Here is a 25,376-nt window from a genome sequence, read left to right as displayed (position 1 = left end):
CGGTGACCACAGATGAGGCGAGGGGAGCGCGGCCCGGGACCGCGCTCCCCGACGGGCAGCCCATTCTCGAGACCCGGGAGCTCGGCGTCGCGATCGGCGGGGTCCAGATCCTCAGCGACGTCTCCCTGTCGGTGCGGCGCGGCGAGATCATGGCCGTGCTGGGGCCGAACGGCGCCGGCAAGACGACCCTCTTCAACATGCTCACCGGCCTGCGCCGGCCGACCAGCGGGCGCATCCACCTGCAGGGCCGGGACATCACGGACGAACCCGTCTTCCGCCGGGCGCGGCTCGGCCTGGCCAGAAGCTTCCAGATCACCAGCCTGTTCCCGTCGCTGACCGTACTGGAGAACGTACGGCTGGCCGCGCAGGCACACCTCGGCGGGAGCCTCGCCCTGTGGCGGCGCGTCCGCCGGACCGACCCCGCCCTCGACCAGGCCCGCGCGGCTCTGCGGACGGTCGGCATCGCCGATCACGCCGACGACCCGGCCGCGGCCCTGTCCCACGGCGGCAAACGCAAGCTGGAGGTGGCCCTCGCCATCGTCGGCAATCCCGCCGTACTGATCCTCGACGAGCCCACGGCCGGCATGAGCGCCGAGGACGTGCCGGAACTGACCGAGGTGATCAGGCAGGTGCGTGACACCCACGGCACCACCATCGTGCTCGTCGAGCACCGGATGGACGTCGCGATCGCCCTGGCGGACCGGATGGCCGTGATGCACCACGGCACCCTGCTCGCCTGTGACACGCCCGGCAACGTGATGGCCGACCAGGTCGTGCAGTCGGCCTATCTCGGGGAGGCGCTTTGAGCACGCCGGACACGATCCTCTCCGTCTCCGGCCTCGACGTCCATCTCGGCGAGTCGCACGTGCTCCAGGGCGTGTCGTTCGAGGTCCGCTCGGGTGGCGTCACGGCGTTGCTCGGCCGCAACGGCGTCGGCAAGCCTGCTAACGGTCTAGGGCGCTTACGGTTCAATAACGATGCGTGGGGGCCATACCGTGCTGTGATCTGGGATTTTAGCGGGCTGGCGGATGGGCGTAAGGGGGTGGACGAATCGTTGCGGTGGTGCTGGCTTCATGGGGCAAGATCTCAAAAGGGGGCATTACACTGGCTCGCTAATCCGGGGAGGGGCAGCGCCCCTGCCCCCATACTTCCCTCCCCGCCCCCTTTTGCGATCTTGGAGGGGTCCCCATGAAGTTGGCTCCGAAACGATTCGGTAGCCCCCGCCGTAGCGAGCGGTGATCGGCCCGACGACCATCTACGGCGAGTGCAGCAGGCCGAAGGCTTGCTAACGGTGGCCAACCCGAGGGGGTTCCCAAAAGATTGTTAGTCCTGGCAGTTGTCCATCAAACGCGGACGGCTCGGAGGGCTCTAGAGGCTGACACCAACACGGCGAGCAAGGGGCCGCAAACCGGAAAGCTTGCTATGGCGGTCACGGTGTAGCAATTCCGCGATGACTCGTCGCGTACCGGTGCGGTGTACCTCTGAAGGCGCAATCTTCTCCGCGAGTAAGAGTGCTCGCACTGCACGATCCGTTTTGCCCCAGAGCGTGTATGCCTCTGCGATGCCCGTGTAGTAACTGGCGCGACGTTCGAGCGTGGGGATCTGGTTTGGCAAGACCCCTTTGGCGTGCTCAATGGCTGTCCCTGCATCGCCAAGGATGATCGATACGCCCATTTTGTAGATCGGTACGTGGCCATATCCAAGAGATATGTTAGGAGCATATCCGACCGCCCGATCCGCCTCGCTAAGCATCTCAAGCGCTGAGTGTCTGTCGTCCATGCGTGCAGCGGCGATAGCTCCCGTGGACATCAGGGAACCGTACGCACTCCAGGCGCGAGGGGCAGCGCTGGTGAGATGCGGGCGGATAGATTCAGCGGCGGCAGTGGCTACGTCGCGGGCTTTGCGGTACTCCATCGCTCGGTGAAAGAGACTCACCAGATCACGACGAGACTCGCCGATAGCTTGTGGATCGGAACTGGCCTGTGCAATATCAACGCCCCTGTTAGCGGAGACCCAAGCGTAGGAAGATGCACCGAGCTTGATCAACGTGCGGGTCGCCAAGTGGTACACGTGCGCGGCGGTAACCATGGCGGCTGGGTCGGATGCTGCGGAGGCAACGGGGATGAGAGTCGATAGCTGCTCCGTCAAGGAGAGATAACGGGCCGCTGCGAAGTCGCGCTGTGCGCGAGTGAGAGCGCGCCCCATGGAAGCCGGGGGCGGCTCAACCTGCGGCAACAGGTTCGTGGGGATGAGGGTATCCCTCAGTCGCGCGACAGCAGCCGTCGTAGGATCGGGTTCCCCAACAAGGTCATCGAACCCGATCCCAGCAGCAAGCGCTGTACTGGTGATGAACGTGCGACGTTTCGTTGCCTCACCTCCTGAGGAAGCCAGGATAGGCCGCCCAGTGGCGTACTCGCTATCCCACGCTTGGGTGAGGCGTCCATTGGCTCCCAGCGCCTCGTCAGCAAGCTCTGCGAGAACTCGCTCAGGATTACGTTCCCCGCGCTCAACACGGCTCAGGTAGCCCTTGGAAAAGAACGTGGCGTCGTGGAGAGCGCTAAGTGAAAGCCCCTGGCGTAGGCGGTACTGGCGAAGTCGTTCTCCGAATCGCACGGTTGCCTCTCTGCGTTGCCTGGTTGCCTGGCGCGGGCAACCCCTCGGTGTTGAGACATGTATCTCACATCCTTGACCGCAACGGGCAACCGGAGAGCAGAAAGGTCCATGTAACTAGCGGGAGCCGCAGGCGGTTACGCGCCGTACGGCTCCCTTGATCAGGAATAGAGGTCCTGACCTATGGCACAGGATAGAGCCAACCCCGCACCGGCGACACAGCCTGAGGTGGACGCGGATCTTCTGGGGAATCGTCGGCCGGTGGGCGCGAGGGGTTATGAGTCGGGGCCGATGCCGCTCGCGCCGACGGACTGGGTGCGGCCGAATGTGGCGCGGATGTACGACTTCTTCCTCGGCGGTAAGGACTACGGCGAGGCGGATCGGGTGGCGGCGGCCAAGGCGCTGGAGCTGAACCCGGACGTGCGGCTGATCGCGCGGGCGAACCGTGCGTTCCTCGGGCGGGCGGTGCGGTATCTGGCTGAGCGGGGGGTGCGGCAGTTCCTCGACATCGGCACGGGGCTGCCGTCGATGGGCAACGTTCATGAGGTGGCGCAGTCGGTGCATGCGGATGCGCGGACGGTGTATGTGGACAACGATCGGGTGGTCTTGTCGCATGGGCGGGCTTTGCTGGCCACCGATGATCAGACGGTGATGCTGGATGCGGATCTGCGTGACCCGGGCTGGATCTTGGGCAGGGCGTCTGACCTGCTGGATTTCGATCGGCCGGTGGCGGTGCTGCTGGTGGCGATCCTGCATTTCGTGCCGGATGAGGACGGGCCGGGTGAGATCGTCGGGGACCTGATGCGGTTCCTGGTGCCGGGCAGTCATCTGGTGATCTCGCATGTGCTGGAGACAGAGCGGACTGTCGCGGCGACTGCGGCCTATCAGCGGGCGTCTGCCCGGGTGGTGTTGCGCGGTGAGGAGCGGATCGGGGCGTGGTTCACCGATGCGGGTACCGAACTGGTCGCGCCGGGCCTGGTGCGGGTGCCGTTGTGGCGTCCGGAGATGGATGACGGCCTGGCGCGCGATGACGCCTCCCGGGTCGATGTGGCAGGCGGGGTCGGAAGGAAGGAGCGGTGAACGCGGCGGGGGCGAGTCCGGCGGGGCGGCTGGCGCGGGAGCTGGCTGATCATCTGGCCCGGCGTGGGCTGGAGTCGCGGGTGTCGGAATGCGACGGGATCGCGCTGGTCGGCCTCGCGCTGGTGGGCCTGAACGTGTGGTGTGAGTGGAGCGGGCAGGAGTGGCGGTTCCGGTGGTCGCTGGACGCTCCCACGGAGCCGGGGAAGTGGCGCTACACGTGCTGCCCTGCCTCGTGTATGGAGACGGCGGCGCGGCGGATCGCGGGGCTGTTCCAGGAGCGGCGCGAAGCGATGTCCGGGCCGGTCACCGCGCGGGCTGGGAGGGCTGGGCGGTGAGGGACGCCGGAGGCGACAGGAGGAACGACGCGGGGAACACGGCGGCGTCGGGGGCCGGTGTCAGCTCGGAGGAGCAGCGGCAGACGCAGGAGCTTGAGACACAGTTCGGCGGGCGATGGCGAGTGTTCCGGGGCGTGTGCGAGTGGTATGTGGTTCGCCGGTGCAATCCGTGCCTGCGGCCTGAGGTGCACGGCTCGCGGCATATCGGGCGGGCGGCGACGTTGGAGAAGCTCGCGGTGTTGCTCGCGGAGCTGGACAGGGTAGATCAGGCGCAGGGGTCCGGCCAGGTGCGCTGAAGCAAAAGCTCGGTACGGCGGTGATGGTCATCTGAGCCGGGGTCTGGAGCACGCTCCGGTGAGGGTGTCGGAAGGGTTGCCGCCGTGCCGTTATGCGGGTCGCGTGGGTGACCCGTGTCCCGTTCCCCGGTGGTCGCCGAGCGGCCCGTGGGCGGTAGTCGGGAGCGGCCGGGTCTGGTCCTGGGTCGCTCTGGGCTGTCATGGCTGACCCCCTTTGCTCGTGGGCCGGTGGTTGCCTGCTGGAGGTTGGCCGCCGGGGAACGGGAGTCCCCGCCTGGGAAGGGCGGGGCAGGTCTGTAGGCCGTGGGGATGGGGAAGGAGGTGCCGGGCTTGAGCGGCGGTGAGGACAAGAGCAGGCGCGAGGAGATCTTGGAGTGTCTGACGGAGTTCCCGGACGGGGCGACGGTGGATGAGGTGAGCACGTTCTTCGATCACGCTCGTACGCTGGATTACTTTCGGTACCGGTTGAACAGGCTGGCCAAAGAGGGCGTCGTGGTGAAGATCGCGCCGACGCAGCGCAAGGCGTTCCAAGGTGACTATGAGCGTGGGCTGGTACGGCGGGTCAAATATAGGCTGGCCGCTGCGGCGTCCGGCGCGCCAGACGGAGCCTGCGACGTTGCGCGCTGATCGGTAGCGTTGAAGAGACTTTGCGGCTGGCCGCTGTTGCCCCTGGGCGGCTGGTCCTTCCCCCCTCTGGCGTGGCTCGTTGCGGGAAACGGGCGGTTCGGTACGCCGGAGAAGGTGGCCCCTCGCGAGACCGCGCATCCGGGCAGACGGTCTTGCGGGGGGCCACGTCGCGTTGAGACGGGAGCATGCGGCGCAATCGGTAGGGCGGTCGGGGCGTCGGCGGGTTCCGGGCTGGTTCGGCGGTTCCGGCTAGGGGCGGGCCTGCCGGGCGGCGAGGGCGAGCACGGCGCCCTTGGGCGCCGCGCGCAGTCCCGATGACGATCCGGCCGGCGCGTCCCGTTGCCGGGGCCGCCTGGGACCGGTACCGGCTGCGGGGTGTCCGTGTCGTACACACCGCAATCAAGATCGTGTCCGCGGGGGGTTCCCGTCCGGCTTGCCGGGCGGGCTTGATCTATGTAGGGAAACTCATCACACAGCGCGTCCATGCTGCCGGGTCAAGCTGTCGCGGGGGATCAAGGGCGGAGGGGGCGCGGGCTGTGTGGGCGGTGGCGGGTGGCGAGCTGTAACGGGTGGGCGCGTAGCGTGGGAGGCAAGAGCATGGACCGTCTATCCGTCTGGTGATGATCATGTCTCTCTCCGTCAAGGTTACTCGGGATCGGCAACGCGTCGTCGTGGCTCTGAGGGGTGAGCTGGACGTGGCCACGGCACCTGAGCTGCTCCGGGTCGTTGATGCCGCGCTCACGGAGAAGTCGCTTCACGTGCTCCTGGACGTGGCCGGGCTGAGGTTCTGTGACTCGCATGGGCTAGAGGCGCTGCTGACGTTGCAGGGCAAGGTCACCAGGGCGGGCGGCGGCATGGAGCTGGCTCATGCGAATGCCAGGGTCCGTCATGTGCTGGTCATCACGGGGCTGGACCGCGCCTTCGTTCTCACGTAGCCGCACCTGCGCTGGCTCGCGTGCCTGCTGTGCGCTGTCTGGCCCCTGCGGGCGGAGCCAGACAGCGCGTGCGGGGTAGGCCCCCTCCGGTCCTGTCCCACCCTCTCGTCATATCAGTGACAGAGTGAACACACAACGTGAACGGCCGATGTGGTCGGGATTGACAGGCCCATGGGTGCTGCCTGACCCCGTGAGCGAAGCGCGGGCCAGACAGCACCGGCGCGGGAATAGCGTTCCCCTGGCCGCTCCCGCCTCTCCGTCCTATCAGTGACGGCTCGGCTACGTAGATGATCAGCGGGCTTGGGCGATTCCGGGCATACGGGCGGGTCCGCCGTTTGGGAGGTGCTGCCCGGCTCGCCGCACCGGGGATAGAGCCGGACAACACCGGCACGGGAAGGGCACCACAGCCTCCACCGCCCGAACATCACACTACATGACCGTCATGCTGCCGAATGCAACCGGGTGGCCAATAGCGGACACAGCGATGCCGCTCCCGCATGCGCGACCATGCGACGTGACCGGACTCGGCCCGCGAACAAGCCCCTAACACGCGAGGCGCGAAAGCGCACGCCTGCATGCCGGACGGGCATCACGTTGAACGATTCGAACATATGTTCGAGTACTGCTTGCCAGTGTGGGTGTGTCAGCGGGACACACCCCTGAAGGGAGGCAGACGGATGCGCTTTCCGATCGACACAGGGCGGTTGGCCTTCACGGTAACCGCGCCACCGAATGCGGCCAAGGACTTCACGACCAAGAAAGCGAAGGTCACCGACGACGGTCAGCCGATCATGGTCGTGACGCTGCTGGCCATGGACGGGGCCGACTCGGCAAAGATCAAGTTTAATCTGCCGGGCGAGCAGAGTCACCTGGTGCCGGGCCTGCCGGTGCGGGTGGAGGGGCTGTGCTTCAACACGGCCAAAGAGGGCGAGGTCCGATGGTGGAGCGCTGCCGCCGTGACCGGCGTGCACGCCTCGGCCGCCGCGAACGCGGCTCACTCGGTGCCGCCCTCGGTGCCCGCGTCGATGCCGGGTGAGGGTGCGGCCGGTGTCACGCGGGGACGGAGCCCGCACGCCTCGGCCTCGTCCGCTTCGGCACGGCACGGCGGTAGCCCGATGGCCACCGGTGGCGAGAGCACGTCATGAGCGGGATCGGGGGTCCGCAGGTTCCGGGTCGGCCGTCCGGGCTGCCGCCGATGGTGGAGATGCCCGCCGCGCCAATCCGGGCGCAAAGCACTGCGGCGTCGCGGCTGACCATGTACGTGCTGCGGCCGATGTGGCTCCTCCGGCGGGAGCTGGGCCTGATCACGGCCACGGGGCTACTGCTGGGCGGCGGCTGGTCGCTGGGCGGCTGGCCGGTGCTGGCGGGCCTGGCGGTCTGGCTGGTCGCGATGTTCGGCGGGGTCCCGGCGGTGCGCGGCTGGCTGCTGCACATGCTGTGGCACTCGCGGGTGATCCGCCGCTGGGACCGGGCGGCCCGCTTCGCCGGGCTGGCCACCTACAACGACCGCATCCCCCGCGTGATGCGGGCAGAGCGGACGGCGGCCGGGGAACGGCTGCGGGTACGCCTGCCCAAGGGCAGCGCGGCGTGTGAGGTGGACGATCGCGCGCCGTGGCTGGCCTCGTCGCTGGCCGCCTCCGGCGTGGTGGTGACGGCCGATGAGGTCAACGCCCGGTACGCGCTGGTGGAGGTGATCCGGCGTGACCCGTTCGCCGCACTGGGGGCGCTGGCCTGGCCCTGGGCCGGTGCGCCGGACGCGGGCTGGATGTCCTGCGCCTGGGAGCCCATCCCGGTCGGCGTGGCCGAGAACGGGGAACTGGTCACGGTCGCTCTGCTGAGCGGCTCGGGTGACGGGCCGCCCGAACTGGACAAGCCGGACGGGCTGGAGGAGCTGGACGGGGGGCGGCGGCGATGAGCGTGCATCTGCTGATCGGCGGCGCTCCGGAAGCGGGCAAGTCGGTGGCGCTGCACAGCGTCCTGGCCGGGCTGCTGCTCGACCCGGGCACGGACGCGGTGATGATCGACGGCAAGGCGGGCGTGGAACTGGCCGTCTGGGAGAAGGTCGCGCACGGCGGCATCCGGTGCGAGATCGACAGCGCCACGGCGGGCCTGGAATGGGCGTGCAAGCGGATGGATGAGCGGTACGCGCTGCTGTCGGCGTCCGGGCTGCGGAAGATCACGCCGGGTATGAGGCATGGTCCGCTGCTGGTCGTGGTCGATGAGCTGGCCGCGTTCACGCTGCACCCGGACAAGAAGAAGCGGGCCGCGTTCCTGGAAGGGCTGCACGATCTCGGCGCGCGGGGGCGCGCGGCGGCGGTGCGGCTGATCGCCGCCACGCAGAAGCCGGGCAGTGACGTCATCCCGACCTACATCCGGGATCTGTTCGATACCCGGTGGGCGCTGCGCTGCTCGACGCGGGACGCCTCGGACACGGTGCTGGGCGCGGGCTGGGCGGCGCGGGGCGTGGACGCCTCCACGATCGGCCTGGGCGCGGCGGGGGTCGGCTACCTGCTGGCCGGGCCTGCCGGCCCGACCAAGATCAAGGGGTTTTACCTGAGTGACGCGGACCTGGCGCGGCTGGCGGCGTATGCGGCTGAGCTGCGGCGTCCGGGCTACTAGGGGGAACGCGGCAGGTCCGGGGATCGCATGCGATCACGCGCGACCTGTGCACGACAGCGGGCATCCGGCCCGCTGATCGGCGGGGGCCGACCGGCACCCCGTCACCACCTACTCCACAGGGAGAAGATCATGTCGAAGTTCAAGCCGTCCACCCTGTTCGCCTCCGCGATCATCGCCGCTGGGCTGGCTGTCAGCGCGGTCGCGCTGCCCGCCACCGCGCACACCGGTACGCAGACCAGCGCGGCCAGCGCGGCGAGCACGGCCAGCACGGCCAGCACGGCGCGGAAGGCGGCTTGCCGGAAGATCGTCATCACCGGGGTTCGCGTCGGCGTGCGGGAGTTCGCTTTCACGAACGCGGATGTGCTGCGGGTGAGGGACACCGGTAGGACCCTGACGTCGTGCGGGGTGCTGCGGGGCAACGGCTCGAACGGCTACGCCGACAAGTGCGGTCGCAGCGGCCGTAACTGGTACCTGGTCAAGATCCCCGCGACGCGTAATTGGCTCGGGCAGAGCCTCACGCAGGGGTACGTACCCGCCACATGCGCGCGGGTCGCGGGCTGATCGTCCGGTCGCGGTGACAGGCGGCTGATCGGGGGCTGGGAGCCGTCGCGGGGGTCCGAGAGCCGTCCGGGATCGTCACATCCGTCCCGGGCGGCTTTCCGGAAAGCGAGATTATCGCCTACGGATTGTCACCTAAGCCTTGAACCAAGCGATTGCTTGGTTGATAAAGGTGGGTATCTGACAGTCTCAACCGGCACAACACGCACAACGGGGGTGCCGCCTCACCCTTGGGAACGTCGCGGGCGCATCGGGCGCTGTGCGGCACACGCGAACAACGAGAAGGAGGACGAGCGCGTGAAGATGTGGGTGGCAGACGAAGAGTTCCAGCCGAGAGAGATCGGGGACGAGCACGCGGCGGAACGGTTCATCCGGTGGCTGAGCAAGTGCGGCCAGCAACGACTGGAAGAGGATCTTCGGGCGTTCGTGCACGCACCGTGGCAGTGCGGCGGGCTCGGGGCGGCGCTGCTGGACGCGCCGGAGGACCTGGAGGCGCTGCGGCGCGCGGTCCTGGAGCACTGGGAGCCGGTGAGGGCGGGCCGCTGATCGCCCGCGCCTAGAACCGCTCGGGAAGTCTGCGCACCGGGGGCGCGTCGCGGGGAACCGCTCCCGGCTGTGGACGGGTCCGGCAAGAGTCCGGAAGGGGATGTCAGATGATGAGAAGCACGTCCGTGTTGGGACAGATGATCGCCCGGGTGGCCGATGATGACGACTACCGGCGCTGGGCGGGGCAAGTGGAGCGCGCGGGGTTCTGCGTGCGGCCGGTCCGGCTGTCCGGCTCGGCGACGATGGTCGATCAGGGGACCGGTGAGATCGGAGCGCGTTATGACAGCTCCGGTGAGCCGGGCGGGGTGCTGCTGGTGGCGTGCAAGGACCGCCGCGAAAGCGTGTGCCCCCCGTGCGCGGCCCGCTACCGCGCCGATGCCTGGCACGTGTTCGCCGCTGGGGTGACGGCTGGCCGGGGCGGGACTGCTGACGAGAGCGCTGACGGGCTGGATGACGGGGATGAGCCGGGGGGCACCCCGATCGTGCTGGCCACCTTCACCGCGCCCAGCTTCGGCAAGGTGCACGCGGCACGTGACGGCGGGATCTGCCGTGCCGTGCGGGGCGGACAGAGCGGCAAGCGCGGTAAGGGCATGTGCGAGCATGGCAGGCCGTTAGGGTGCCCTGCGCGCCACGATTTCGCTGACGCTGTGGTGGGGGCTCCGCTGTGCGTGGACTGTGCGGACCTGGCCGGGCAAGTGCTGTGGAACGCGCACGTGGGTGAGCTGTGGCGGCGCACGGTGATCTATGTGTATCGGGCGCTGGCCGCGCTGGCTCCAGCCCTGGGCGGGCGGCCGGTCGGGGTGCGCCAGATCCGGGAGCTGCTGCGGGTGTCGTATGTGAAGGTCGCCGAGTTCCAGCGTCGGGGCGTGGTGCACCTGCACGTGCTGGCGCGGCTGGACGGGGTGGACCCGGCTGATCCGGATGCGGTGCTGCCCGCTCCGGCGTGGGCGGGAGTGGAGTTGCTGACGGCGGCGCTGCGGCAGGCTGCCGGACGGGTGAGCGTGGCCCTGCCGGTGGTGGACGCTCACACGGCGGCGGTGGCGTGCTGGGGCAGGCAACTGGATGTGCGGCCGGTGGCGGCCAGAGACGTGGACGCGGCTCGGGTGGCGGGCTATCTGGCCAAGTACGCGACCAAGACCTTGTCCGACAGTGTGAGCGGGCTGCCCGCCTCCCGGCCTGCTGCGGGTGAAGAGGATACGGGCGGCAGGCTGGCGGGGCATGTGGCGGCGCTGACGGCGACGGTGCGCAAGCTGGCACGCCTGGCCACCTGCCGGACGCTTCGGCTGGCGCGGCACGTGCACACGCTGGGGTTCCGGGGGCATGTCACGTCCAAGAGCCGCCGCTACTCCACCACCTTCACCGCGTTACGTGAGCGGCGGCGGGCCTGGCGGCGGGCACAGGCCGGTCGGGAGCACGACCCGTGGGCGCACGACAGCGGCGGGGCGGTGGTCGTGGTCGGTGAATGGCGGATCGCCGGTATCGGGTACCACACGTTCGGGGATCGGGTGCTGGCCGATGTGCTGGGGCGTGAGCATCGCCAAGCGCGTCAAGCGCGGCGTCTGGGCCTGACCGAATAGCCAGCGCATACGGCGTGCCGGCGACTGCGGCCAGGGTGCGCACCTGGGAAAACGTGCCGTAGGCACCACTTCGGAAGTTCTTCGCTGTTCGGGGTTGGCCCTTCTTCCCCGGCGTCTCACCTGCGCCTGATCGACGGCGCGTAACCACTCTGCTGTGGGTGGGTGGGTGGGCTGCCCGGCCGCTGTCCGACAGCGCTCATCAAACGATCATGGGGCGGCCTGCCCTGATTCCGGCCTGCGCTGATCATGGGCGCGGGGCCGGTGCGGGGCCTGGTCTGCCGGTCGAGACAGGCGGCAAGGGGATGGACGGGCGAGACAGGACGGAAGATCAGCGGTTACCCGGACAGGAGCACGCGGCGGACGTGCCGACGGGGCCGACAGACAGCGACGATGACAAGATCACGGCCATGGTGCGGGGCTGGCCTCCGCTGACGGAAGGCCAGCGTGAACGGCTCGCGCTGCTGCTGCGCTAGCTGCCCTGAGATCAGGGCATGCCCCCGCCGGGTGCGATCGTCGGCGGGGGCACCGGCGCGTTACGCGGCAAGCGGCATGCCGGGCTGGGGCGGGGTCGGCGTGTTCGGATCGATGATCACACAGTCCTCCACGGGGACGTTGCGGCGGCGGCCGATCGGCAGGACCTTGACCGTGACCAACAGTTTCAGGATCTCCCGCTTGCGGCCTAGTGACAGGCCGTCCCATGTGAGCTGCGCGTCGTCGGATGCGGCGAACTCGGCCAACGGGCTGTCCGATGTCGCCTGCTTCAAGATCCCCCGGATCTCCTCGATCCGGGCCATCGCGGTAGCGATCGCCTCGTCGGCGGTCTCCTCGTCCCACTTGCCCAGCGTGACCTTACGGGCGGCGTTCTTCTTGGCCTGGTTCAACGTCACGATCTCCTCGCGCAACGCGGCGGCGTCCACGTCCACATGCGCCGGGAGGAGATCGTGAACATCCTCGCGCGACAGGCGCTTGATCAGTACCCGCTCCAGGTAGGCGTCCAGCGCTTCGGCCCTGGGCAGGCAATGCCCCTTGCTGCGGCACCGGTAGACGGGCTCGCCCCGGCTGTTCCTGCGGACGGTCGCGGTCGTGCCGTCGTCGCACCGGCCACACAGCACGATCAGCGAACCCAGCCACTTCGGCGTGTTGCCGGGGCTCATCTGGCGGGACGGGTCGGCGAACATCGTGATCAACGCCTGGCGCGTGTCCTCCGGAATGATCGGCTCGTACACGTCCCGGCGGATGATCTTCCCGTCATAGACGGAGTGGCCAGAGGTACGCGGGTGCGTCAAGATCTGCTTGACCGTGCGGGCGGTCCACCGCTGCGTCTGCATGACCTTGCCCTTGCGCTTGATGGTCCGGCCGTCGGCCTGGCTGGCGGTCTTGACGCCCCGCTTGGCCATGTCGCGGATGACCTGTTCCATCGGCACGCCTGCAAGGAGCTCTTTGGCCCATCGCCGGATCTCTGCGGCTTCCGCCTCGTTGTGCCGCGTCTTGTCCATGACGGGCCGGTCCTCATAGACGCGTTCCATCGTCGGGGCCGTGGGGTTCACGCACACCGACCGAACCCGGCCGGTGTCCACCCCCCAACCGTAAGGACGGACGCCACCGCCATAGTCACCGTTGCGGGCCTGACGCTTGCGGGCCAGCGCGACCCGTTCGCCCCGCTCGCCGGACTCGTACTCGCCTTCATTGGTGTCGTTGATGAGATCCCTGCGCCCCTGGGGCTTGTTCAGGTTGTACTCGCCCCCGCGCGCCACGCTGAACAACCGGACCTTGTGCGCGCGGGCAATCTTGATGAACTGGGTCACCTCCTCGACCTTGCGGTGCAGCCGCTTGGCGTGCCAGATGATGATGATGGCGATCTTGCCCGCCAGCATGTCCGCCAGCATGCGCAGATACTCCGGACGCTCGATGTCCTGATAGGCCGAGACGTCGTTGTCGCTGTAGGTGAACCGGATCTCGCCCAACTCGAACTCGTCGGCAAGATCCTGATTCTCTTCGTGCTGGCTGCTGACTCCGGCACCGGTCTTGGCCTTGTCCAAGCTCTTGCGTGTGTAGTCCACGACCCAACGGGGCTGCTCGGGGCCGTGCTGCCCACTGGTGGTTCGCTCGGCTGCGGTCTGGAGCTTGCCCATGGTTCCCGTCCCTTCGCTGTGCCCGTTTCCGGTGGTTCTACCTCGATTATGTGCCTCAAATCCGTAGTCGGGAAGACGACCACCCTGCGCGGTCTGCTCGGGCTGGTCCAGCGCCGGGGCGAGATCCTGCTGGAAGGCAGGGACATCTCCCGCCTGCACACCCACGAGGTGGTCCGGCTGGGAGTCGGCTACGTGCCGGAGAACCGGGACGTCTTCGCCGGCCTCACCGTGCAGGAGAACCTGCGCCTGGCCGAGCGTCCCGGCGGCCCGCACCACTACGACCTGGTCTACGAGCTCTTCCCGCGGCTGCGTGAACGGCTGCGCCAGCGGGCCGGGACGATGTCCGGCGGCGAGCAGCAGATGCTGGCCCTGGCCCGCGCCCTGCTCAACGACAACCGCCTCCTGCTGATCGACGAACCCAGCCAGGGCCTGGCCCCGCACCTGGTGACCCACCTGGCCGACGCCCTCACGCGCGTCGCCACCCTGGTCACCGTCGTGCTGGTCGAGCAGAACCTGAACCTGGTCCGCCGCCTGGCCAGGGACGCGGTGATCCTCGACCAGGGTCGCGTCGTCTGGACCGGCGACGTGGGCCGGCTGCTCAACGACGACGAACGAACACGCGACTACCTCGGAGTGGGGGTGGCACGATGACCGGCCGCCGGGCCGCCTGCCGTACCGGAGCGCGGGCATGAGCACCTTCATCCTCTTGACGATCACCGGGCTCGGCCTGGCGGCGCTCTACTTCCTCGTCGCGTCCGGGCTGTCGCTGATCTACGGGCTCATGGACGTGCTGAACTTCGCGCACGGCGCGTTCCTCACCATGGGCGGCTACGCCGCGTGGCTCGTCGTGGACGCCACCGGAAGCTTCACCCTCGGCGTGCTGGCCGCGATCGTGGTCTGCACCGCGCTGGCGGCGCTGATGGAGACGACGCTGCTGCGCCGGCTGTACGGATCGCACGTGCCGCAGGTGCTGCTGACCGTCGGACTGCTGCTGGCGATCACCGCGCTGATCCGGTCGGTCTTCGGATCCGACGCCCACCCGATCGCGACCCCGGCCTGGATGAACGAGGTGACCGAGGTCTTCGGCGCCCCGATCCCCAACAACCGGTTCCTGCTGATCCTCGTGGCCGTGGCCGTGTACCTGGCGATGTCGGCCTTCCTGGCCAGGACCCGGTACGGGCTGATCATCCGGGCCGGGGTGGAGAACCGGGCCATGGTGACCGCGCTCGGCATCGACGTACGCCGGGCGTTCACCCTGGTCTTCGCCATCGGCGGAGCGCTCGCCGCCCTGGCCGGCGCGCTCACCGGGGCCATCAACAACGCGGTCTCGCCGGAGCAGGGCATCAGCCTGCTGATCTACGCGTTCATCGTGGTGATCATCGGGGGTCTGGGCTCGTTCCGCGGCTCCGCCCTGGCCGCCGTCCTGGTCGGCCTGCTCCAGCAGTACGCCAACTTCTACGGCCTGGTCGGCGCCGGTGACCTGATCGTCGTCCTCATGCTCGCCGCCATCCTCCTCATCCGCCCCCAGGGCCTGCTCGGAAGGGTCGCCACATGACCGACCAGATGACCCGCCCCGGGGCGGTGGCCACGGCGCGCATCCTGGGTGGCCCGCGCCCGTGGGTCAGACCGGTCTCGCTGGCACTGCTCCTGCTGATGGCCGCGCTGCCCGCCCTCGACGTCCAGATCCCCCTGCTCTTCGACGGGACGCTCGCCAGCCCCGGCGTGCTGCACCTGCTGTCCCTGATGTGCGTGATGGCCGCCATCGCGATCACCTACGACCTGCTGTTCGGCTTCACCGGCCTGCTCTCCTTCGGCCACGGGCTGTACGTCGCGATCGGCATGTACACCACCGCGGTGGTGCTGACCAACACCGGCCTCGGCCTCGGCGGCGCCCTCGGCTACGTGGTGGTGCTCGGCGTGGCCGTGCCGCTGGTGCTCGGCGCCGTCGTCCTGCGGGTCGGCGGCATCGCCTTCACCATGGCGACCCTGGCCTTCGCCCAGGCCGGAGCCATCTTCGTGGTGCGGGACCCGTTCCGGGTGACGGGCGGCGAACTCGGCCTCGCGCTCCCGTACGAGCAACTGCCCGACGTGCTGGTCGGCGTGGTCAACGCCAAGTACCGCTACTGGCTGGCGCTGGCGCTGCTGGTGCTGACCGTCGTGGTGGTGCGCTGGGCGCTGGCCTCGCGGCCGGGCCGGGTGTGGCGGGCGATCCGCGACAACGAGACCCGCGTCACCGTGCTGGGCCTGCGCTCCTACGCGTTCAAGCTGATGGCCTTCACCCTGTCGTCGTTCCTGGCGACCCTGGGCGGCATGGTCTACGCGCTGATCGTCGGCGGCGCCCACGCGGAGGTGACCGACTCCACCTTCACGCTCGGGTTGCTGGTCATGGTCGTGCTCGGCGGATCCGGCCGGCTGTCCGGCGCGCTCATCGGCGGCCTCGTCTACACCTACCTGAGCCACCGGCTGGGAGATCTGTCGACCACGGTCAGCGGGCCGCTCAGCGAGCCGATGTTCGTCCTCGGCGTGCTCTTCGTCGCTCTGATCATGTTCCTGCCCGGAGGCATCGTCTCCCTGGTCCGCCGTACCGAGTCCCGAGGAGAAGCGTGAGCGTGCGCATCGCCGGAACCGCGAGTTACCTGCCACGCCACCGGATGACCGCGACCGAGATCTCGGCCCTGAGCGGGATCCCGGAAGATGTGATCGTCGAGCGGTTCGGGCTGAGCGGCAAGCACATCGCGCCACCCGGCGAACACGTCACCGACATGGCGGCGAAGGCGGGCGCCCAGGTGCTGGCCGAGACCGGGACCGACCCCGCCGACGTGGACGCGGTCGTCTACTTCGGCTCGACCTGGAAGGACCACGCCGTCTGGCAGGCCGCGCCGCGGATCGCCCACCTGCTCGGCACGCACCGCGCCTTCGCCCTCGAGCTCGACTACGTCTCCTGCGGCACCCCGGTGGCCTTCCGGGTCTGCCGGGACCTGATGGTCGCCGAGCCGCACCTCAGGCGGGTGCTCGCGGTCGCGGCCAGCCGGGAGTCGTACCTGCTCGACTACACCAACAACCGCTCCCGCTTCGCCTTCAACTTCGGGGACGGCGCCGCCGCGGCGCTGCTCACCCGTGACGGCGGTGTCGCCGAACTGCTCGAAAGCGAGATGATCACCGACGGTTCCTTCTCCCACCAGGTACGGGTCCCCGCCGGGGGCAGCGTCGAGCCCGCCAGCGAGCACACGGTCAGGAACGGCCGGCACCTGATCGACGTGTCCGACCCGGCCTCGATGAAGGAGGGCCTGGACCGGGTCTCGCTGCCCAACTTCGTGCGGGTGGCCGAAGGGGCGCTCAAACGATCCGGCCTCGGGCTGCACGACGTCGCCCAGCTGTGCGTCCTGCACATGAAACGCTCGATGCACGACGGCCTGCTCGCCGCCCTGGGACTGCCCGCCGACCGCGCCCTCTATCTGGACGACACCGGACACATGAGCGGCGTGGACCCGCTCCTCGCCCTGGACCGCGCGGCACGCACGGGCAGGCTCAACCCGGACGACATCGTGCTGCTGCTGGCCGCCGGCACCGGCTACACCTGGGCCGCCACCGCGCTGCGCTGGAACCGTCGGGGGCCCGTCGGCGTCAACCGGTGAAGCGGATCGTCGCCCCTCGGTCGGTGACCGACAGCACGCGGAACGAAAGGCCGCCGACGGATCCCCGGCCGCCTTCCCCGAGGTTGACGCCGCCGCCGGTCGTCAACACCCGGCCGTTGACCCGGCGTACGGAGGTCGTCCGCACGGCCACCGTTTCGGCGTCCACCTTGGAGACGCGGATCTTGCGGGAGCCGTACGTGGCGGAGACCCGGAAGCTCACCGGCTTGGTGAAGGTGAACTTACACTTCCCGTCGTAGCAGCTCCGCAGGTCCGGCTTGGCCGCGGCGTCGGCCGGCTGCGCGGCGAGGGCCGGCGCCACGGCGAGTGCGCACGCGAGGGCGATGGCGGTGATGGAGAACCGTTTCATGGTCTGTTCCTACAGGCCGCCGTCCGGGAGGGGTCCCGGGCTTCACGGGATGGGATCGACCGTGCCGGGAGGCGGGCCGGCCGGTTCGTCGAGGAGCCGGAGGTCGGAGGGGCCGATCGTGGCGGAGACCAGCAGCGCCATGATCAGGTTGTGGTTGAGCGTGTTGCCCAGCGGCGGCGGGATCTCCTCCTCCAGCAGCCCGGGCACCTTGGCGCTGAGCCGCTTACGCGTCTGGGTGACGATGTGGGCGGCCCGCTTCGCGGTCCACTTGTCCGCGGGGCGGAGGCGGCCGAGCTCGTCGGCGACCTGGGCCCAGGTCAACGGCTGGGGCCAGGGCTCGGGCCGGAGATATCGCTGGCCCAGGCAGACCAGGACCAGGCGCTCGACGGTGCTGAGTGGCCATCCGTTCGGGTCGCGGGTGTCGGCCTCCTGGGGGACCCGCGTCGCCGGGTGCGATGTCATGACGATCCGTGTTTCGAACAGGTGCTCCTGCCGGGGGGCGACGATGAACAGCGGTGTGTGGGCCACCGGCAGCGGCGCGCGGTGTCCGGTGAGCACCAGCCGCCCGCCCGGAAGGCGGATGGGCAGGTTGCCGAGGTTGCACAGGACCCATCGCGCGTTCTCGTAGGTGATGAATCCGTGCTGTCGGCTGACGTACGGGTCGTCCAGGCCGACACAGACGTGGACATCCGGCTCGCAGCGCCCGAACACCACGTCGAACCCGGCGTCCGGCGCGACGCGGATCCCGCCGTTGGTCCCCCGGACGTACAGGCTGCCCGGCACGTCCGCCGGAAGTCCGCCGGAGACGGACTCCTTCGGCAAGAGGTCCACCTTGCTGCGGGGGCCGTGTTTCGCCGATGCCATGCCGCTAACCTTTCACGAGCCCGGCAGGCCTGACAGAGGGAAGTTCGGGTACGTTCGCCGCTCGGTAAGGCTATGGTAGATCCACTCCGAAGGATCACAATTACCACATGGTTGATTACATGCCGCTGACTTCCGGCGACCCCGAGGAGTTAGGCGGTCTCAGACTCCTCGGCAGGCTGGGCCAAGGCGGGCAGGGTGTCGTCTACCTCGCCATGACTCCGATGAACGCGCGCGTGGCCGTCAAATGGCTGCACCCGTCCGACGAGGAGAGCATGGCGCGCTTCATGCAGGAGGCGACGCTCTCCCGGCGGGTGGCGACGTTCTGCACCGCGGCTGTGCTCAGCACGGGTGTCGAGCAGGGCCGGCCGTACATCGTCAGCGAGTACGTCGAGGGCCGCTCGCTGGAGCGGATCGTCAGGGAGGACGGCCCGCTCTCCGGCGGTGACCTGGAGCGGCTGGCCATCGGCACCGCCACCGCGCTCGCCGCGATCCACGATGCCGGCGTGGTGCACCGGGATTTCAAACCCGGCAACGTCATCATGGGCGCCGACGGCCCGCGCGTGATCGACTTCGGCATCGCGCGCACGCTCGGCCCGGCCACCATGACGAGCAGCACGCAGATCGGGACCCCCGCGTACATGGCTCCCGAGCAGATCAGAGGGCTCGGGCTCGGATCGGCGGCCGACCTGTTCTCCTGGGCCGGCACGATCGTCTTCGCGTCCTGCGGGCGGGCGCCGTTCGGCAACGACGGGACGCACGCCGTGATGAACCGCGTGCTCACGGGGGAGCCCGATCTGGGCGCGCTCGACGAACGGCTGGGCGAGCTGGTGCGGCAGTGCCTGGCCAAGGAGCCGGAGCGCCGCCCGACGGCCATGGACGTGATCACGCGCCTGCTGCGCAATCCGGAGCTCGGCGCCGACCCGCTCGTGGAGGGAACCAGGCAGGCCGCTCCGGACGGCGCTCCGCCCACTGACGGTGGCAGGACGTCGCGCAGGCCGTTCGTCGTCGCCGCCGCGGCCCTGGTCGTCGCGGCCGCCGTGGTGGCCGCGACAGTGCTGGTCGGCTCGCTGCGGACGGGCACGCCCACACCCCCACCGACCGCGAGGGAGTCCACGGCTGCGCCGTCGCCGACCACGCTGCCGGGCGGGCCGATCACGCTCAACGAGAGCCCGTCCGACCCGATCACGCTGACGTCGTACGAGGCCTACGACAAGAAACTCGACGACGACGTCAACTATGCCAGGCAGTCGCTGCGAGGGAAGTTCGACAAGTATCCGGGCAACCTGGAGTCGCGAGTGTCCCCCGACGGCCGCTATCTCGTGGGAAGGCCGGACGACTACACCTCGGACGGGTACGACTCGATCCTCATCACCGATCGGCAGGCGGGCTCCAGTTTCCGGGTCAAAACCGTACGGAAACCATTGGACACCAGCATCCGAGCCTGGTCGAAGGACAGTTCCAAGGTCCTCCTGAACCTCAACAGAAAGCTGGAGAACAAGCAGGGCAAGGACGTCTGGACCACCCTGGGCTTCGCCATCGTCGACGTGGCCGGCAACGACGTGGCCCAGAGCAAGGTCCGGGTGGTCGACGTGGCCGACGACTCGATCCGTGACAGCGACTTCGGCTGGGACGGCGCCGATCAGGGCGTCGTCATCGTCTACGGCGAGGACGAGGGGTTGCGCTTCTTCGACGCCGCCGGCAGACGCACGCGCGACCTGCCGGGCGTGGGGCCGCTGGCCTCCGGCACCGTCGACCTCTTCTCGCCCTCGGGCAGGGTGTTCGTGACCGACTGCCCGGGTGACGACGAAAGCGACCACTGCCTCTGGGACGCCGCCACCGGCAAGCAGGTGCACAGGTTCTCCTCTGACTGCGACAAGGTGCTCGGCTGGTACGACGAGTCGCATCTCTACTGCTGGGAGAACGACAACGGCGCCCATGACGAGGTGCGCGTGGTGGCTTTCGACGGCAAACTGCTGCGAAGGCTGCTGGAGTCCCCGGACGAGGCCGAACTCGCCCCGTTCTTCACGATCAACCCCACCGGCTCGTGAAACACACGCCGGGACCCCTCCCGAAGGAGGCGCCGTTCTCGACATGTCCACGAGCGAACAGGCCCTCATGATGCTGGAACAAGTCCGGGCCCGGCGGTAATCGAGCGGCGGCCGGCGGGACTACTGGGTGTGGACGATCCCGAAGAACGATTCACCCTGCTGTACGACCGGTACTACCGGAACGTGCTGGGCTATGTGCTGCTCCGCGTCGAACAGGGCGTGGCCGAGGACGTGTGCAGCGAGACGTTCCTCGTGGCCTGGCGGCGGCTCGACGAGTTGCCCGAGCAGGTGCTGCCGTGGCTGCTCGGCGTCGCCCGCAACAAGCTCGCCAAGCAGCGTGACGTGCGGTACCGGCGCGAGGACCTGGTCGAGCGGATCGCCAAGCTGACCAGTGAGCAGGAGCACGTCGCCTGGGACGTCGCCGAGCACGTGGTGGACCGGGAGCAGGCCATCTCCGCCTTGCGCGCCCTTCCCGAGAAGGACGTGGAGGCGATGATCCTGGCCACCTGGTACGGCCTGACGCCCGACCAGGCCGCGACGGTCATGGGCTGCTCGGCGCGAGCGTTCAACGTCCGGCTGCACCGGGCGCGCAAGCGGCTCGACAGCAGGCTGCGCCAGGAAATGGGAGCCGCGCGACGGCCGATGCGACAGACGCGCGGCCACTTCGCCGAGGAGAGCTGACACCCGTGGGGGAAGACATGACCGACCGTATGTTCGCCCGGCTCAGGCCCGATGAGCTGGACGAACTCGCCGAGGCGAGTTACCGGCGGCGCCGCCGCGAGGACCTCGCCCGAACGTTCAGCAGCACCCGGAACCCGGCACCCGCGCCGAGACGTCCTCTGTTTCTCCTGGCCACCGGCGCGGTCGCCGCGGTCGCCGCCGGAGCGGTCGTCGTCTCCACCGGCGTGCTGTCCGGCACGCCCGCCGGCGACACCCCGCCGGTCGCGGCTTCGAGCACCCCCGGGAGCACGACCGGCGGCACGGGGGCGTCGCCGGCCACCCGGATCGACGCCCGATCCTTCCTGCTCGCCGCCGCGGCCACCGCACTGCGCGAGCCCGCCGCGACCGGCGACTACTGGTACGTGCGACAGCGTACGACCCATCCCACCGCCCACCTGCCGGAGGAGTTCTGGACCGAGGCGCGGAAGCTCCAGCTCCAGGAACAGGCGGAGGTCGACAGGACCGGCGCCGAGGACGACGAGCTGGTGGCGATCAACGAGAAGTACAACAAGAAGCTGGAGAACCTGCGCAAGAGCATCCAGCCCGACGGGCCCCCGTACCGGGCGTACATCGTCGAGTCCGAGGAACGGTGGCGGCCGAAGCGGCTCGGCGGCACCCACCGCGTGAAGAGCAGCGATCGCGAGGTCGTCTTCCCCTCACCGCAGGACGAGGCCAAGTGGAAGGAGGAGGGCTCGCCGAAACTGGCGGAGGACAAGCCCAAGAGCGTCGACGACAACCTTCCGCGGCCCCTGTCGATCCCCAACATGGACATCACCATGCAGAACGTCGGCGACCTGCCCACGTCGAAGAAGGTGCTGGCCGGCCGCCTGCGCGCCCAGTTCGCGAAACTGCCGGACCCCCACAAGGAGTTCGACCTCTACCTGTGGCAGACCACCGTCGACCTGATGACCGCCCCGACCACTCCCGGCACCCGGGCGGCCATCTTCCGTATCCTCGCCGACCAGCCCGGCATCACCTCCCACGGCGAGGTCGAGGACGCCACCGGGCGCGCGGGGGTCGGCCTGGCGGTCGAGAGCGACGACGGGTACGAGTTCCAGCTCGTCGTCGACGAGGACACGGCGGAACTGCTGGAGTACTCGGTGGCCGAGAAGGACGAGGACACGGTCCGTGTCACCTTCGAGGAGTTCGGCTGGACCGACAAGCCGGGCCGGCGCCCGCAACGCTAGCCGGCCATGTGGCGCTGCCCGACTGCGGCAACAGGGGGCAGCGCGCCCGGCACCGGTATTGGCACACTCGTCCCATGCACAACGGACGGCTCTTCACCCTCGTCGGCGGAATCTTCGGCCTGGTCGGTCTGGTCCTGCTCTGCGTCACCATCGCGCTGGCCGCCTCCACGGCGAGTTTCCTTGCCTCGGCCCAGCGGACAGACGGGACCGTGGTGGAGCTGACCGCACGGACCAGCACGACCCGGAATTCCGACGGCTACATCCGCCGCAGCACCACGTGGTTTCCGACCGTGGAGTTCACGGTCGACGGCAGGCAGTACTCGTTCCAGAGCTCCACGGGCAGCAACCCACCGGCCTACGCGGAGGGCGAGAGCGTGCCCGTCGCCTACGACCCGGACGACCCGTCCGACGCGCGGATCTCCTCGTTCTGGTCGGCGTTCCTGGCCCCGCTGATCACCGGCGCACTGGGCCTGGTGTTCACCCCGGTCGGCACGCTCTTGTTCCTCAAGGGCCGCCGTCTCACCCGGCGACGCCCCTGACCGTGGAACCAGGCCTGGCGATCAAGGGCCGAGACCGCGGCTGGCTCAGATGGGAAGATCCCAGTTCTTGATGAGCCCGGCCAGGTCTGCTCCGTGACGTTCGTGAGTGCCTCGGCCTTGGTCAACACCAGAGTGGAGTCGAACCGCGAACGACCGACAGGGCCGACGTCCCTGGCCTTCACATGTGCAGAACGTTTGCATCCGAAGGGCGAGCGCCACCGGCCGTACATGGCCCACCGATGTCCCCGGCTCCGTACGACGCATTCGCGTGTTCCTGGCGTTTCGACCTTTGTGTCCACGTTGAGTGAACGACCGGACGTTCACATATTCTACGAATCGTAGTGGAGCCGTGTGCTGTCTGGGGCTGCAGAGCGTCACCGTTTCCGGGCCGCCCACTAGAGATGGAGCACAGGTTTATCGCGATTACCGGCTTTCCGTGACGTGTGAGGGTCGTACCCTGTCAGGAGATTCTGTGTTCTGGGGAGTGTTGGTATCCCCGCTGAGCCGAGGCTGATAGCGGAACATAGAGAGGTGTGCCATATGTCCTTCGCCGAGCACATTATGCCGATCTTCCGCGCTACTCTGGAGGTGCTACGTGGGGCCGAGGGCCCAATGTCACCCGACGCTGTACGCGAGGAGGTTTCCAGGCGCATTGACATACCTCGTGACCTGCGGGGTTCTGATGCACACGGCGAGATTCGCTGGTGGACCCAGGTGAGTTTCCGCACAGGTGAGGCGGCGTCCCTGGGATGGATGACCAAGAGGAACGGCTGGTCGATCACCAGCGTTGGAGCCGAGGCACTGGATTACTTCCCGGGAGTTGCCATCTATCGGGAGTTGCAACGCCAGTACCGTGACCGTCGGCTCTTCAGAGCGGGCGATTTCCCAGGTGCGTTCGAGCAGTATCAACGCAACCTCGGTTATGCCCGGCAACTCGTGCACGGCGGTCGCAATCTGGAAAGATTGGGCGTCGGAGCCTTCGACGTCACGGACCTCTACCGGGCGGCATGGACTCAGGCGGTCGCGGCCCTCGACCATTGGGTTACTCAAGAGATCATCGATCGGGCAGTGGCTCTGGCGCAGCGGCCGGGAGCCCCGCGTCCGAACAATTTCAGCAAGCTGTCCATGCCGGTCGAGTTGGTGGAGAAAGTACATCGCAACGCCGAACCGTTGGAAGACGCGTTCCGTGCCGCGCTGGAACAGTTCTTCGAGTTCAAGACTTTCCAGCATCCGGACAAGATCGCAGAAGGGTTCTCCCATGTCAGCAAGGTCAAGCTGTGGAAGACCGTCGCCAGCAAGCTGACTGATCAAGACCCGAGCAAGCCAATCGAAGCCGATGAGATACGCAGGCAGCTCACCGAGATCGCCAGGCGCCGGAACAACATCGCGCACACCGCCGACCACGATCCGGACAGCTTCCGCCGTAAGAAGCGGATCACTGTGCGGGAGGCCGAGCAGACCATCGATGTACTCGAGTCAGTTGTGATCGCGATACTCCAGGCACTCGGCGACCCGCCGCCGACTACGGACTACAGCGTTCCCCCAGTTGAGGCCGGCTCCCTCGGGGCCGCACCAGCGCAGGCTGACGCGAAGCGTAAAGGTGTGATTCGAGCAACGCCCAAGTGGACCGAGGAGAGCCTTCTCCACGCCCTCGACGAGTACTGTCCTCCTGACGTGGCCGACACACTCCTCGCCGTCTACCGGCATGCGGAGAGCCATCCGGCCTTCCGCAGCTATTACTTCGGGGAAGGTGCCCATCCCTCTGTCACTGCCTGGTTCAGCATCGGCCAAGACGAAGCGGCGGTGTGGAGCATCTATACCGGCGTGAGCAGGTCGGTGCTGTCGATCAACTTCGAGTGGATGCGCAACAGGGGGGCATCGGTGGATGCCCTGGAGCGACTCGCCCGTGCCGTCTCCGTACTCGCTGGTTGGGAGAACATGCCGGCGCAGCTTTCCGCCGACAACTACGCGAGAAGGCCGTCCCTCTCTCCGGTCGCCCTGGCAAGACCGGATGCCTCTGCGGTCATCATCGGAGCGCTGGACGACCTGCTGACCGCAGATTCTTCGCCTCGAGCCTGGATGGTGCGCGGTGGTCATGAGGGGGAACGGGAGGCGCGAGCGTTGGAGGAGGGAATGATCGTCATCGGCTGGCATGAGGTGGGGAACCTCGCCCGCTATACAAGCCGAAATGACTTGGCCCAGGCCCTACGCGACGCCTTCCCGACGGCCGGCCCTCATGTTATCGCCAACTGGATGGGACAAGTCTGGAGATTTGCCACCGAGATCCGATCCGGAGACCTGGTAGCCATGCCGCTCAGATCAAATCCCGGCCACGTCGCCATCGGAGAAGTCATCGGGGCCTACGAACATCGTCCGCACGAGCCTGTCGACTTCCAGCAGGTGCGAAAGGTCAAATGGCTCCGCAAGGATGCGCCTCTCGGAACGGTCAAGGACGACCTGCGCGCCAGCCTGAACTCCATGCTTACGATATGCAGACTAGCTCATGACAATGCTGCCGTCCGGATCGCCCGGATGGCGGTGACCGGAACCGACCCCGGCGCAGCGGGGGAGGATGTCGTCGGCGCCGATAAGTTGACGGAAGAGGCGGCTCTGGAGTCTGACGGCGATCCGCAGCTATCCGGCGGCAGATGACCCGGAGGTTATCACTTCGGTAGTCTCTGATTTGAGCAAAAAGAGGGCG

At 68.4% G+C, this 25,376-nt stretch carries 25 protein-coding genes and 1 pseudogene; 21 read left to right on the top strand and 5 right to left on the bottom strand.

Annotated features, from left to right (window positions below; genetic code table 11):
- The first annotated feature begins 2 nt into the window (after window positions 1-2).
- A complete protein-coding gene (locus tag ACZ6YG_RS32435) occupies window positions 3-806 on the top strand; it encodes an ABC transporter ATP-binding protein (RefSeq protein ID WP_466020096.1) in 804 nt (267 codons plus the stop codon).
- Between the two features lie 562 nt (window positions 807-1,368).
- Here ACZ6YG_RS32435 and ACZ6YG_RS32430 read toward each other — a convergent pair.
- The gene (locus ACZ6YG_RS32430) at window positions 1,369-2,088 is read right to left on the bottom strand and encodes a hypothetical protein (RefSeq protein ID WP_466020213.1); all 720 of its coding nucleotides are present in this window, start codon (window positions 2,086-2,088) and stop codon (window positions 1,369-1,371) included.
- A gap of 348 nt (window positions 2,089-2,436) precedes the next feature.
- A pseudogene (locus tag ACZ6YG_RS32425) lies at window positions 2,437-2,613 on the bottom strand (helix-turn-helix domain-containing protein); the annotation flags it as partial.
- Window positions 2,614-2,901: 288 nt separating this feature from the next.
- Between ACZ6YG_RS32425 and ACZ6YG_RS32420 the strand changes: the two are divergent.
- The 11 genes from ACZ6YG_RS32420 to ACZ6YG_RS32370 all read left to right on the top strand — a co-directional run bounded on the left by ACZ6YG_RS32420 (window position 2,902) and on the right by ACZ6YG_RS32370 (window position 11,656).
- Window positions 2,902-3,690 (top strand): SAM-dependent methyltransferase, encoded by a 789-nt coding sequence (locus ACZ6YG_RS32420; RefSeq protein WP_466020095.1) that lies wholly within the window; start codon window positions 2,902-2,904, stop codon window positions 3,688-3,690.
- Window positions 3,687-4,025, top strand: a complete 339-nt coding sequence (locus ACZ6YG_RS32415; protein ID WP_466020094.1) for a hypothetical protein — start codon at window positions 3,687-3,689, stop codon at window positions 4,023-4,025. Before ACZ6YG_RS32420 ends, ACZ6YG_RS32415 begins: the two co-directional genes overlap by 4 nt.
- A 626-nt stretch (window positions 4,026-4,651) precedes the next feature.
- Window positions 4,652-4,948: a hypothetical protein gene (locus ACZ6YG_RS32410; protein WP_466020093.1), complete on the top strand. Its 297-nt coding sequence runs from the start codon at window positions 4,652-4,654 to the stop codon at window positions 4,946-4,948.
- A 626-nt stretch (window positions 4,949-5,574) separates the two neighbouring features.
- Window positions 5,575-5,883, top strand: a complete 309-nt coding sequence (locus tag ACZ6YG_RS32405; RefSeq protein ID WP_466020092.1) for an STAS domain-containing protein — start codon at window positions 5,575-5,577, stop codon at window positions 5,881-5,883.
- Between the two features lie 677 nt (window positions 5,884-6,560).
- Window positions 6,561-7,028 carry a hypothetical protein gene (locus ACZ6YG_RS32400; RefSeq protein WP_466020091.1) on the top strand — a complete coding sequence of 156 codons (468 nt, stop codon included), beginning with the start codon at window positions 6,561-6,563 and terminating at the stop codon, window positions 7,026-7,028.
- On the top strand, window positions 7,025-7,798 hold the full coding sequence (locus ACZ6YG_RS32395; protein ID WP_466020090.1) for a hypothetical protein: 774 nt from the start codon (window positions 7,025-7,027) through the stop codon (window positions 7,796-7,798). The genes ACZ6YG_RS32400 and ACZ6YG_RS32395 overlap by 4 nt, the downstream gene beginning before the upstream one ends.
- Window positions 7,795-8,502 carry an FtsK/SpoIIIE domain-containing protein gene (locus ACZ6YG_RS32390; RefSeq protein ID WP_466020089.1) on the top strand — a complete coding sequence of 236 codons (708 nt, stop codon included), beginning with the start codon at window positions 7,795-7,797 and terminating at the stop codon, window positions 8,500-8,502. The genes ACZ6YG_RS32395 and ACZ6YG_RS32390 overlap by 4 nt, the downstream gene beginning before the upstream one ends.
- Before the next feature lie 129 nt (window positions 8,503-8,631).
- Window positions 8,632-9,063, top strand: a complete 432-nt coding sequence (locus ACZ6YG_RS32385) for a hypothetical protein (protein ID WP_466020088.1) — start codon at window positions 8,632-8,634, stop codon at window positions 9,061-9,063.
- Window positions 9,064-9,369: 306 nt separating this feature from the next.
- A complete protein-coding gene (locus ACZ6YG_RS32380; RefSeq protein ID WP_466020087.1) occupies window positions 9,370-9,606 on the top strand; it encodes a hypothetical protein in 237 nt (78 codons plus the stop codon).
- Between the two features lie 125 nt (window positions 9,607-9,731).
- The gene (locus ACZ6YG_RS32375; RefSeq protein ID WP_466020086.1) at window positions 9,732-11,183 is read left to right on the top strand and encodes a replication initiator; all 1,452 of its coding nucleotides are present in this window, start codon (window positions 9,732-9,734) and stop codon (window positions 11,181-11,183) included.
- Between the two features lie 302 nt (window positions 11,184-11,485).
- Window positions 11,486-11,656 carry a hypothetical protein gene (locus ACZ6YG_RS32370; protein WP_466020085.1) on the top strand — a complete coding sequence of 57 codons (171 nt, stop codon included), beginning with the start codon at window positions 11,486-11,488 and terminating at the stop codon, window positions 11,654-11,656.
- Between the two features lie 60 nt (window positions 11,657-11,716).
- On the opposite strand, the gene ACZ6YG_RS32365 is transcribed toward ACZ6YG_RS32370, so the two are convergent.
- Window positions 11,717-13,315, bottom strand: a complete 1,599-nt coding sequence (locus ACZ6YG_RS32365) for a recombinase family protein (RefSeq protein ID WP_466020084.1) — start codon at window positions 13,313-13,315, stop codon at window positions 11,717-11,719.
- A gap of 48 nt (window positions 13,316-13,363) precedes the next feature.
- Here ACZ6YG_RS32365 and ACZ6YG_RS32360 point away from each other — a divergent pair, with 48 nt between their 5' ends.
- Genes ACZ6YG_RS32360 through ACZ6YG_RS32345 form a run of 4 tightly spaced genes read left to right on the top strand, consistent with a single transcriptional unit; the run spans window position 13,364 to window position 16,950 of the window.
- On the top strand, window positions 13,364-13,966 hold the full coding sequence (locus ACZ6YG_RS32360; protein WP_466020083.1) for an ABC transporter ATP-binding protein: 603 nt from the start codon (window positions 13,364-13,366) through the stop codon (window positions 13,964-13,966).
- Window positions 13,967-14,003: 37 nt separating this feature from the next.
- Window positions 14,004-14,870 (top strand): branched-chain amino acid ABC transporter permease, encoded by an 867-nt coding sequence (locus ACZ6YG_RS32355; protein ID WP_466020082.1) that lies wholly within the window; start codon window positions 14,004-14,006, stop codon window positions 14,868-14,870.
- Window positions 14,867-15,922 (top strand): branched-chain amino acid ABC transporter permease, encoded by a 1,056-nt coding sequence (locus ACZ6YG_RS32350; protein ID WP_148035710.1) that lies wholly within the window; start codon window positions 14,867-14,869, stop codon window positions 15,920-15,922. Before ACZ6YG_RS32355 ends, ACZ6YG_RS32350 begins: the two co-directional genes overlap by 4 nt.
- Window positions 15,919-16,950: a 3-oxoacyl-ACP synthase gene (locus ACZ6YG_RS32345; protein WP_271279287.1), complete on the top strand. Its 1,032-nt coding sequence runs from the start codon at window positions 15,919-15,921 to the stop codon at window positions 16,948-16,950. Before ACZ6YG_RS32350 ends, ACZ6YG_RS32345 begins: the two co-directional genes overlap by 4 nt.
- On the opposite strand, the gene ACZ6YG_RS32340 is transcribed toward ACZ6YG_RS32345, so the two are convergent.
- Window positions 16,940-17,317 carry a hypothetical protein gene (locus tag ACZ6YG_RS32340; RefSeq protein ID WP_466020081.1) on the bottom strand — a complete coding sequence of 126 codons (378 nt, stop codon included), beginning with the start codon at window positions 17,315-17,317 and terminating at the stop codon, window positions 16,940-16,942. The two genes, ACZ6YG_RS32345 and ACZ6YG_RS32340, sit on opposite strands and share 11 nt — an antisense overlap.
- 42 nt (window positions 17,318-17,359) lie before the next feature.
- Window positions 17,360-18,139, bottom strand: a complete 780-nt coding sequence (locus ACZ6YG_RS32335; RefSeq protein WP_364228976.1) for an FHA domain-containing protein — start codon at window positions 18,137-18,139, stop codon at window positions 17,360-17,362.
- Between the two features lie 149 nt (window positions 18,140-18,288).
- Here ACZ6YG_RS32335 and ACZ6YG_RS32330 point away from each other — a divergent pair, with 149 nt between their 5' ends.
- The 5 genes from ACZ6YG_RS32330 (at window position 18,289) to ACZ6YG_RS32310 (ending at window position 25,327) form a co-directional block, all read left to right on the top strand.
- Window positions 18,289-20,229, top strand: coding sequence for a serine/threonine protein kinase (locus tag ACZ6YG_RS32330; RefSeq protein WP_466020080.1), 1,941 nt, complete (start codon window positions 18,289-18,291; stop codon window positions 20,227-20,229).
- A gap of 129 nt (window positions 20,230-20,358) precedes the next feature.
- Entirely contained in the window at window positions 20,359-20,910 is a 552-nt protein-coding gene (locus ACZ6YG_RS32325; RefSeq protein ID WP_187281533.1) for an RNA polymerase sigma factor, read from the top strand.
- A 17-nt stretch (window positions 20,911-20,927) separates the two neighbouring features.
- The gene (locus tag ACZ6YG_RS32320; RefSeq protein WP_466020079.1) at window positions 20,928-22,136 is read left to right on the top strand and encodes a CU044_5270 family protein; all 1,209 of its coding nucleotides are present in this window, start codon (window positions 20,928-20,930) and stop codon (window positions 22,134-22,136) included.
- 74 nt (window positions 22,137-22,210) lie between these two features.
- Window positions 22,211-22,675 (top strand): DUF3592 domain-containing protein, encoded by a 465-nt coding sequence (locus tag ACZ6YG_RS32315; protein WP_466020078.1) that lies wholly within the window; start codon window positions 22,211-22,213, stop codon window positions 22,673-22,675.
- Window positions 22,676-23,215: 540 nt separating this feature from the next.
- Window positions 23,216-25,327: a hypothetical protein gene (locus ACZ6YG_RS32310; RefSeq protein WP_466020077.1), complete on the top strand. Its 2,112-nt coding sequence runs from the start codon at window positions 23,216-23,218 to the stop codon at window positions 25,325-25,327.
- The last annotated feature ends 49 nt before the right edge of the window (window positions 25,328-25,376 follow it).

The sequence above is a fragment of the Nonomuraea sp. NPDC054003 genome, assembly GCF_055585125.1.
This window is presented reverse-complemented; position numbering and strand designations above follow the sequence as displayed.

What these genes read in the sequence shown, in the direction of transcription:
- ACZ6YG_RS32405 (WP_466020092.1), top strand. Translation starts at nt 5,575, where the DNA reads ATGTCTCTCTCCGTCAAGGTTACTCGGGATCGGCAACGCGTCGTCGTG.
- ACZ6YG_RS32400 (WP_466020091.1), top strand. Translation starts at nt 6,561, where the DNA reads ATGCGCTTTCCGATCGACACAGGGCGGTTGGCCTTCACGGTAACCGCG.
- ACZ6YG_RS32430 (WP_466020213.1), bottom strand. Translation starts at nt 2,088, where the DNA reads ATGGTTACCGCCGCGCACGTGTACCACTTGGCGACCCGCACGTTGATC.
- ACZ6YG_RS32330 (WP_466020080.1), top strand. Translation starts at nt 18,289, where the DNA reads ATGGTTGATTACATGCCGCTGACTTCCGGCGACCCCGAGGAGTTAGGC.
- ACZ6YG_RS32420 (WP_466020095.1), top strand. Translation starts at nt 2,902, where the DNA reads ATGCCGCTCGCGCCGACGGACTGGGTGCGGCCGAATGTGGCGCGGATG.
- ACZ6YG_RS32365 (WP_466020084.1), bottom strand. Translation starts at nt 13,315, where the DNA reads ATGGGCAAGCTCCAGACCGCAGCCGAGCGAACCACCAGTGGGCAGCAC.
- ACZ6YG_RS32355 (WP_466020082.1), top strand. Translation starts at nt 14,004, where the DNA reads ATGAGCACCTTCATCCTCTTGACGATCACCGGGCTCGGCCTGGCGGCG.
- ACZ6YG_RS32350 (WP_148035710.1), top strand. Translation starts at nt 14,867, where the DNA reads ATGACCGACCAGATGACCCGCCCCGGGGCGGTGGCCACGGCGCGCATC.
- ACZ6YG_RS32395 (WP_466020090.1), top strand. Translation starts at nt 7,025, where the DNA reads ATGAGCGGGATCGGGGGTCCGCAGGTTCCGGGTCGGCCGTCCGGGCTG.
- ACZ6YG_RS32315 (WP_466020078.1), top strand. Translation starts at nt 22,211, where the DNA reads ATGCACAACGGACGGCTCTTCACCCTCGTCGGCGGAATCTTCGGCCTG.
- ACZ6YG_RS32370 (WP_466020085.1), top strand. Translation starts at nt 11,486, where the DNA reads ATGGACGGGCGAGACAGGACGGAAGATCAGCGGTTACCCGGACAGGAG.
- ACZ6YG_RS32310 (WP_466020077.1), top strand. Translation starts at nt 23,216, where the DNA reads ATGTCCTTCGCCGAGCACATTATGCCGATCTTCCGCGCTACTCTGGAG.
- ACZ6YG_RS32340 (WP_466020081.1), bottom strand. Translation starts at nt 17,317, where the DNA reads ATGAAACGGTTCTCCATCACCGCCATCGCCCTCGCGTGCGCACTCGCC.
- ACZ6YG_RS32385 (WP_466020088.1), top strand. Translation starts at nt 8,632, where the DNA reads ATGTCGAAGTTCAAGCCGTCCACCCTGTTCGCCTCCGCGATCATCGCC.
- ACZ6YG_RS32390 (WP_466020089.1), top strand. Translation starts at nt 7,795, where the DNA reads ATGAGCGTGCATCTGCTGATCGGCGGCGCTCCGGAAGCGGGCAAGTCG.
- ACZ6YG_RS32320 (WP_466020079.1), top strand. Translation starts at nt 20,928, where the DNA reads ATGACCGACCGTATGTTCGCCCGGCTCAGGCCCGATGAGCTGGACGAA.
- ACZ6YG_RS32360 (WP_466020083.1), top strand. Translation starts at nt 13,364, where the DNA reads ATGTGCCTCAAATCCGTAGTCGGGAAGACGACCACCCTGCGCGGTCTG.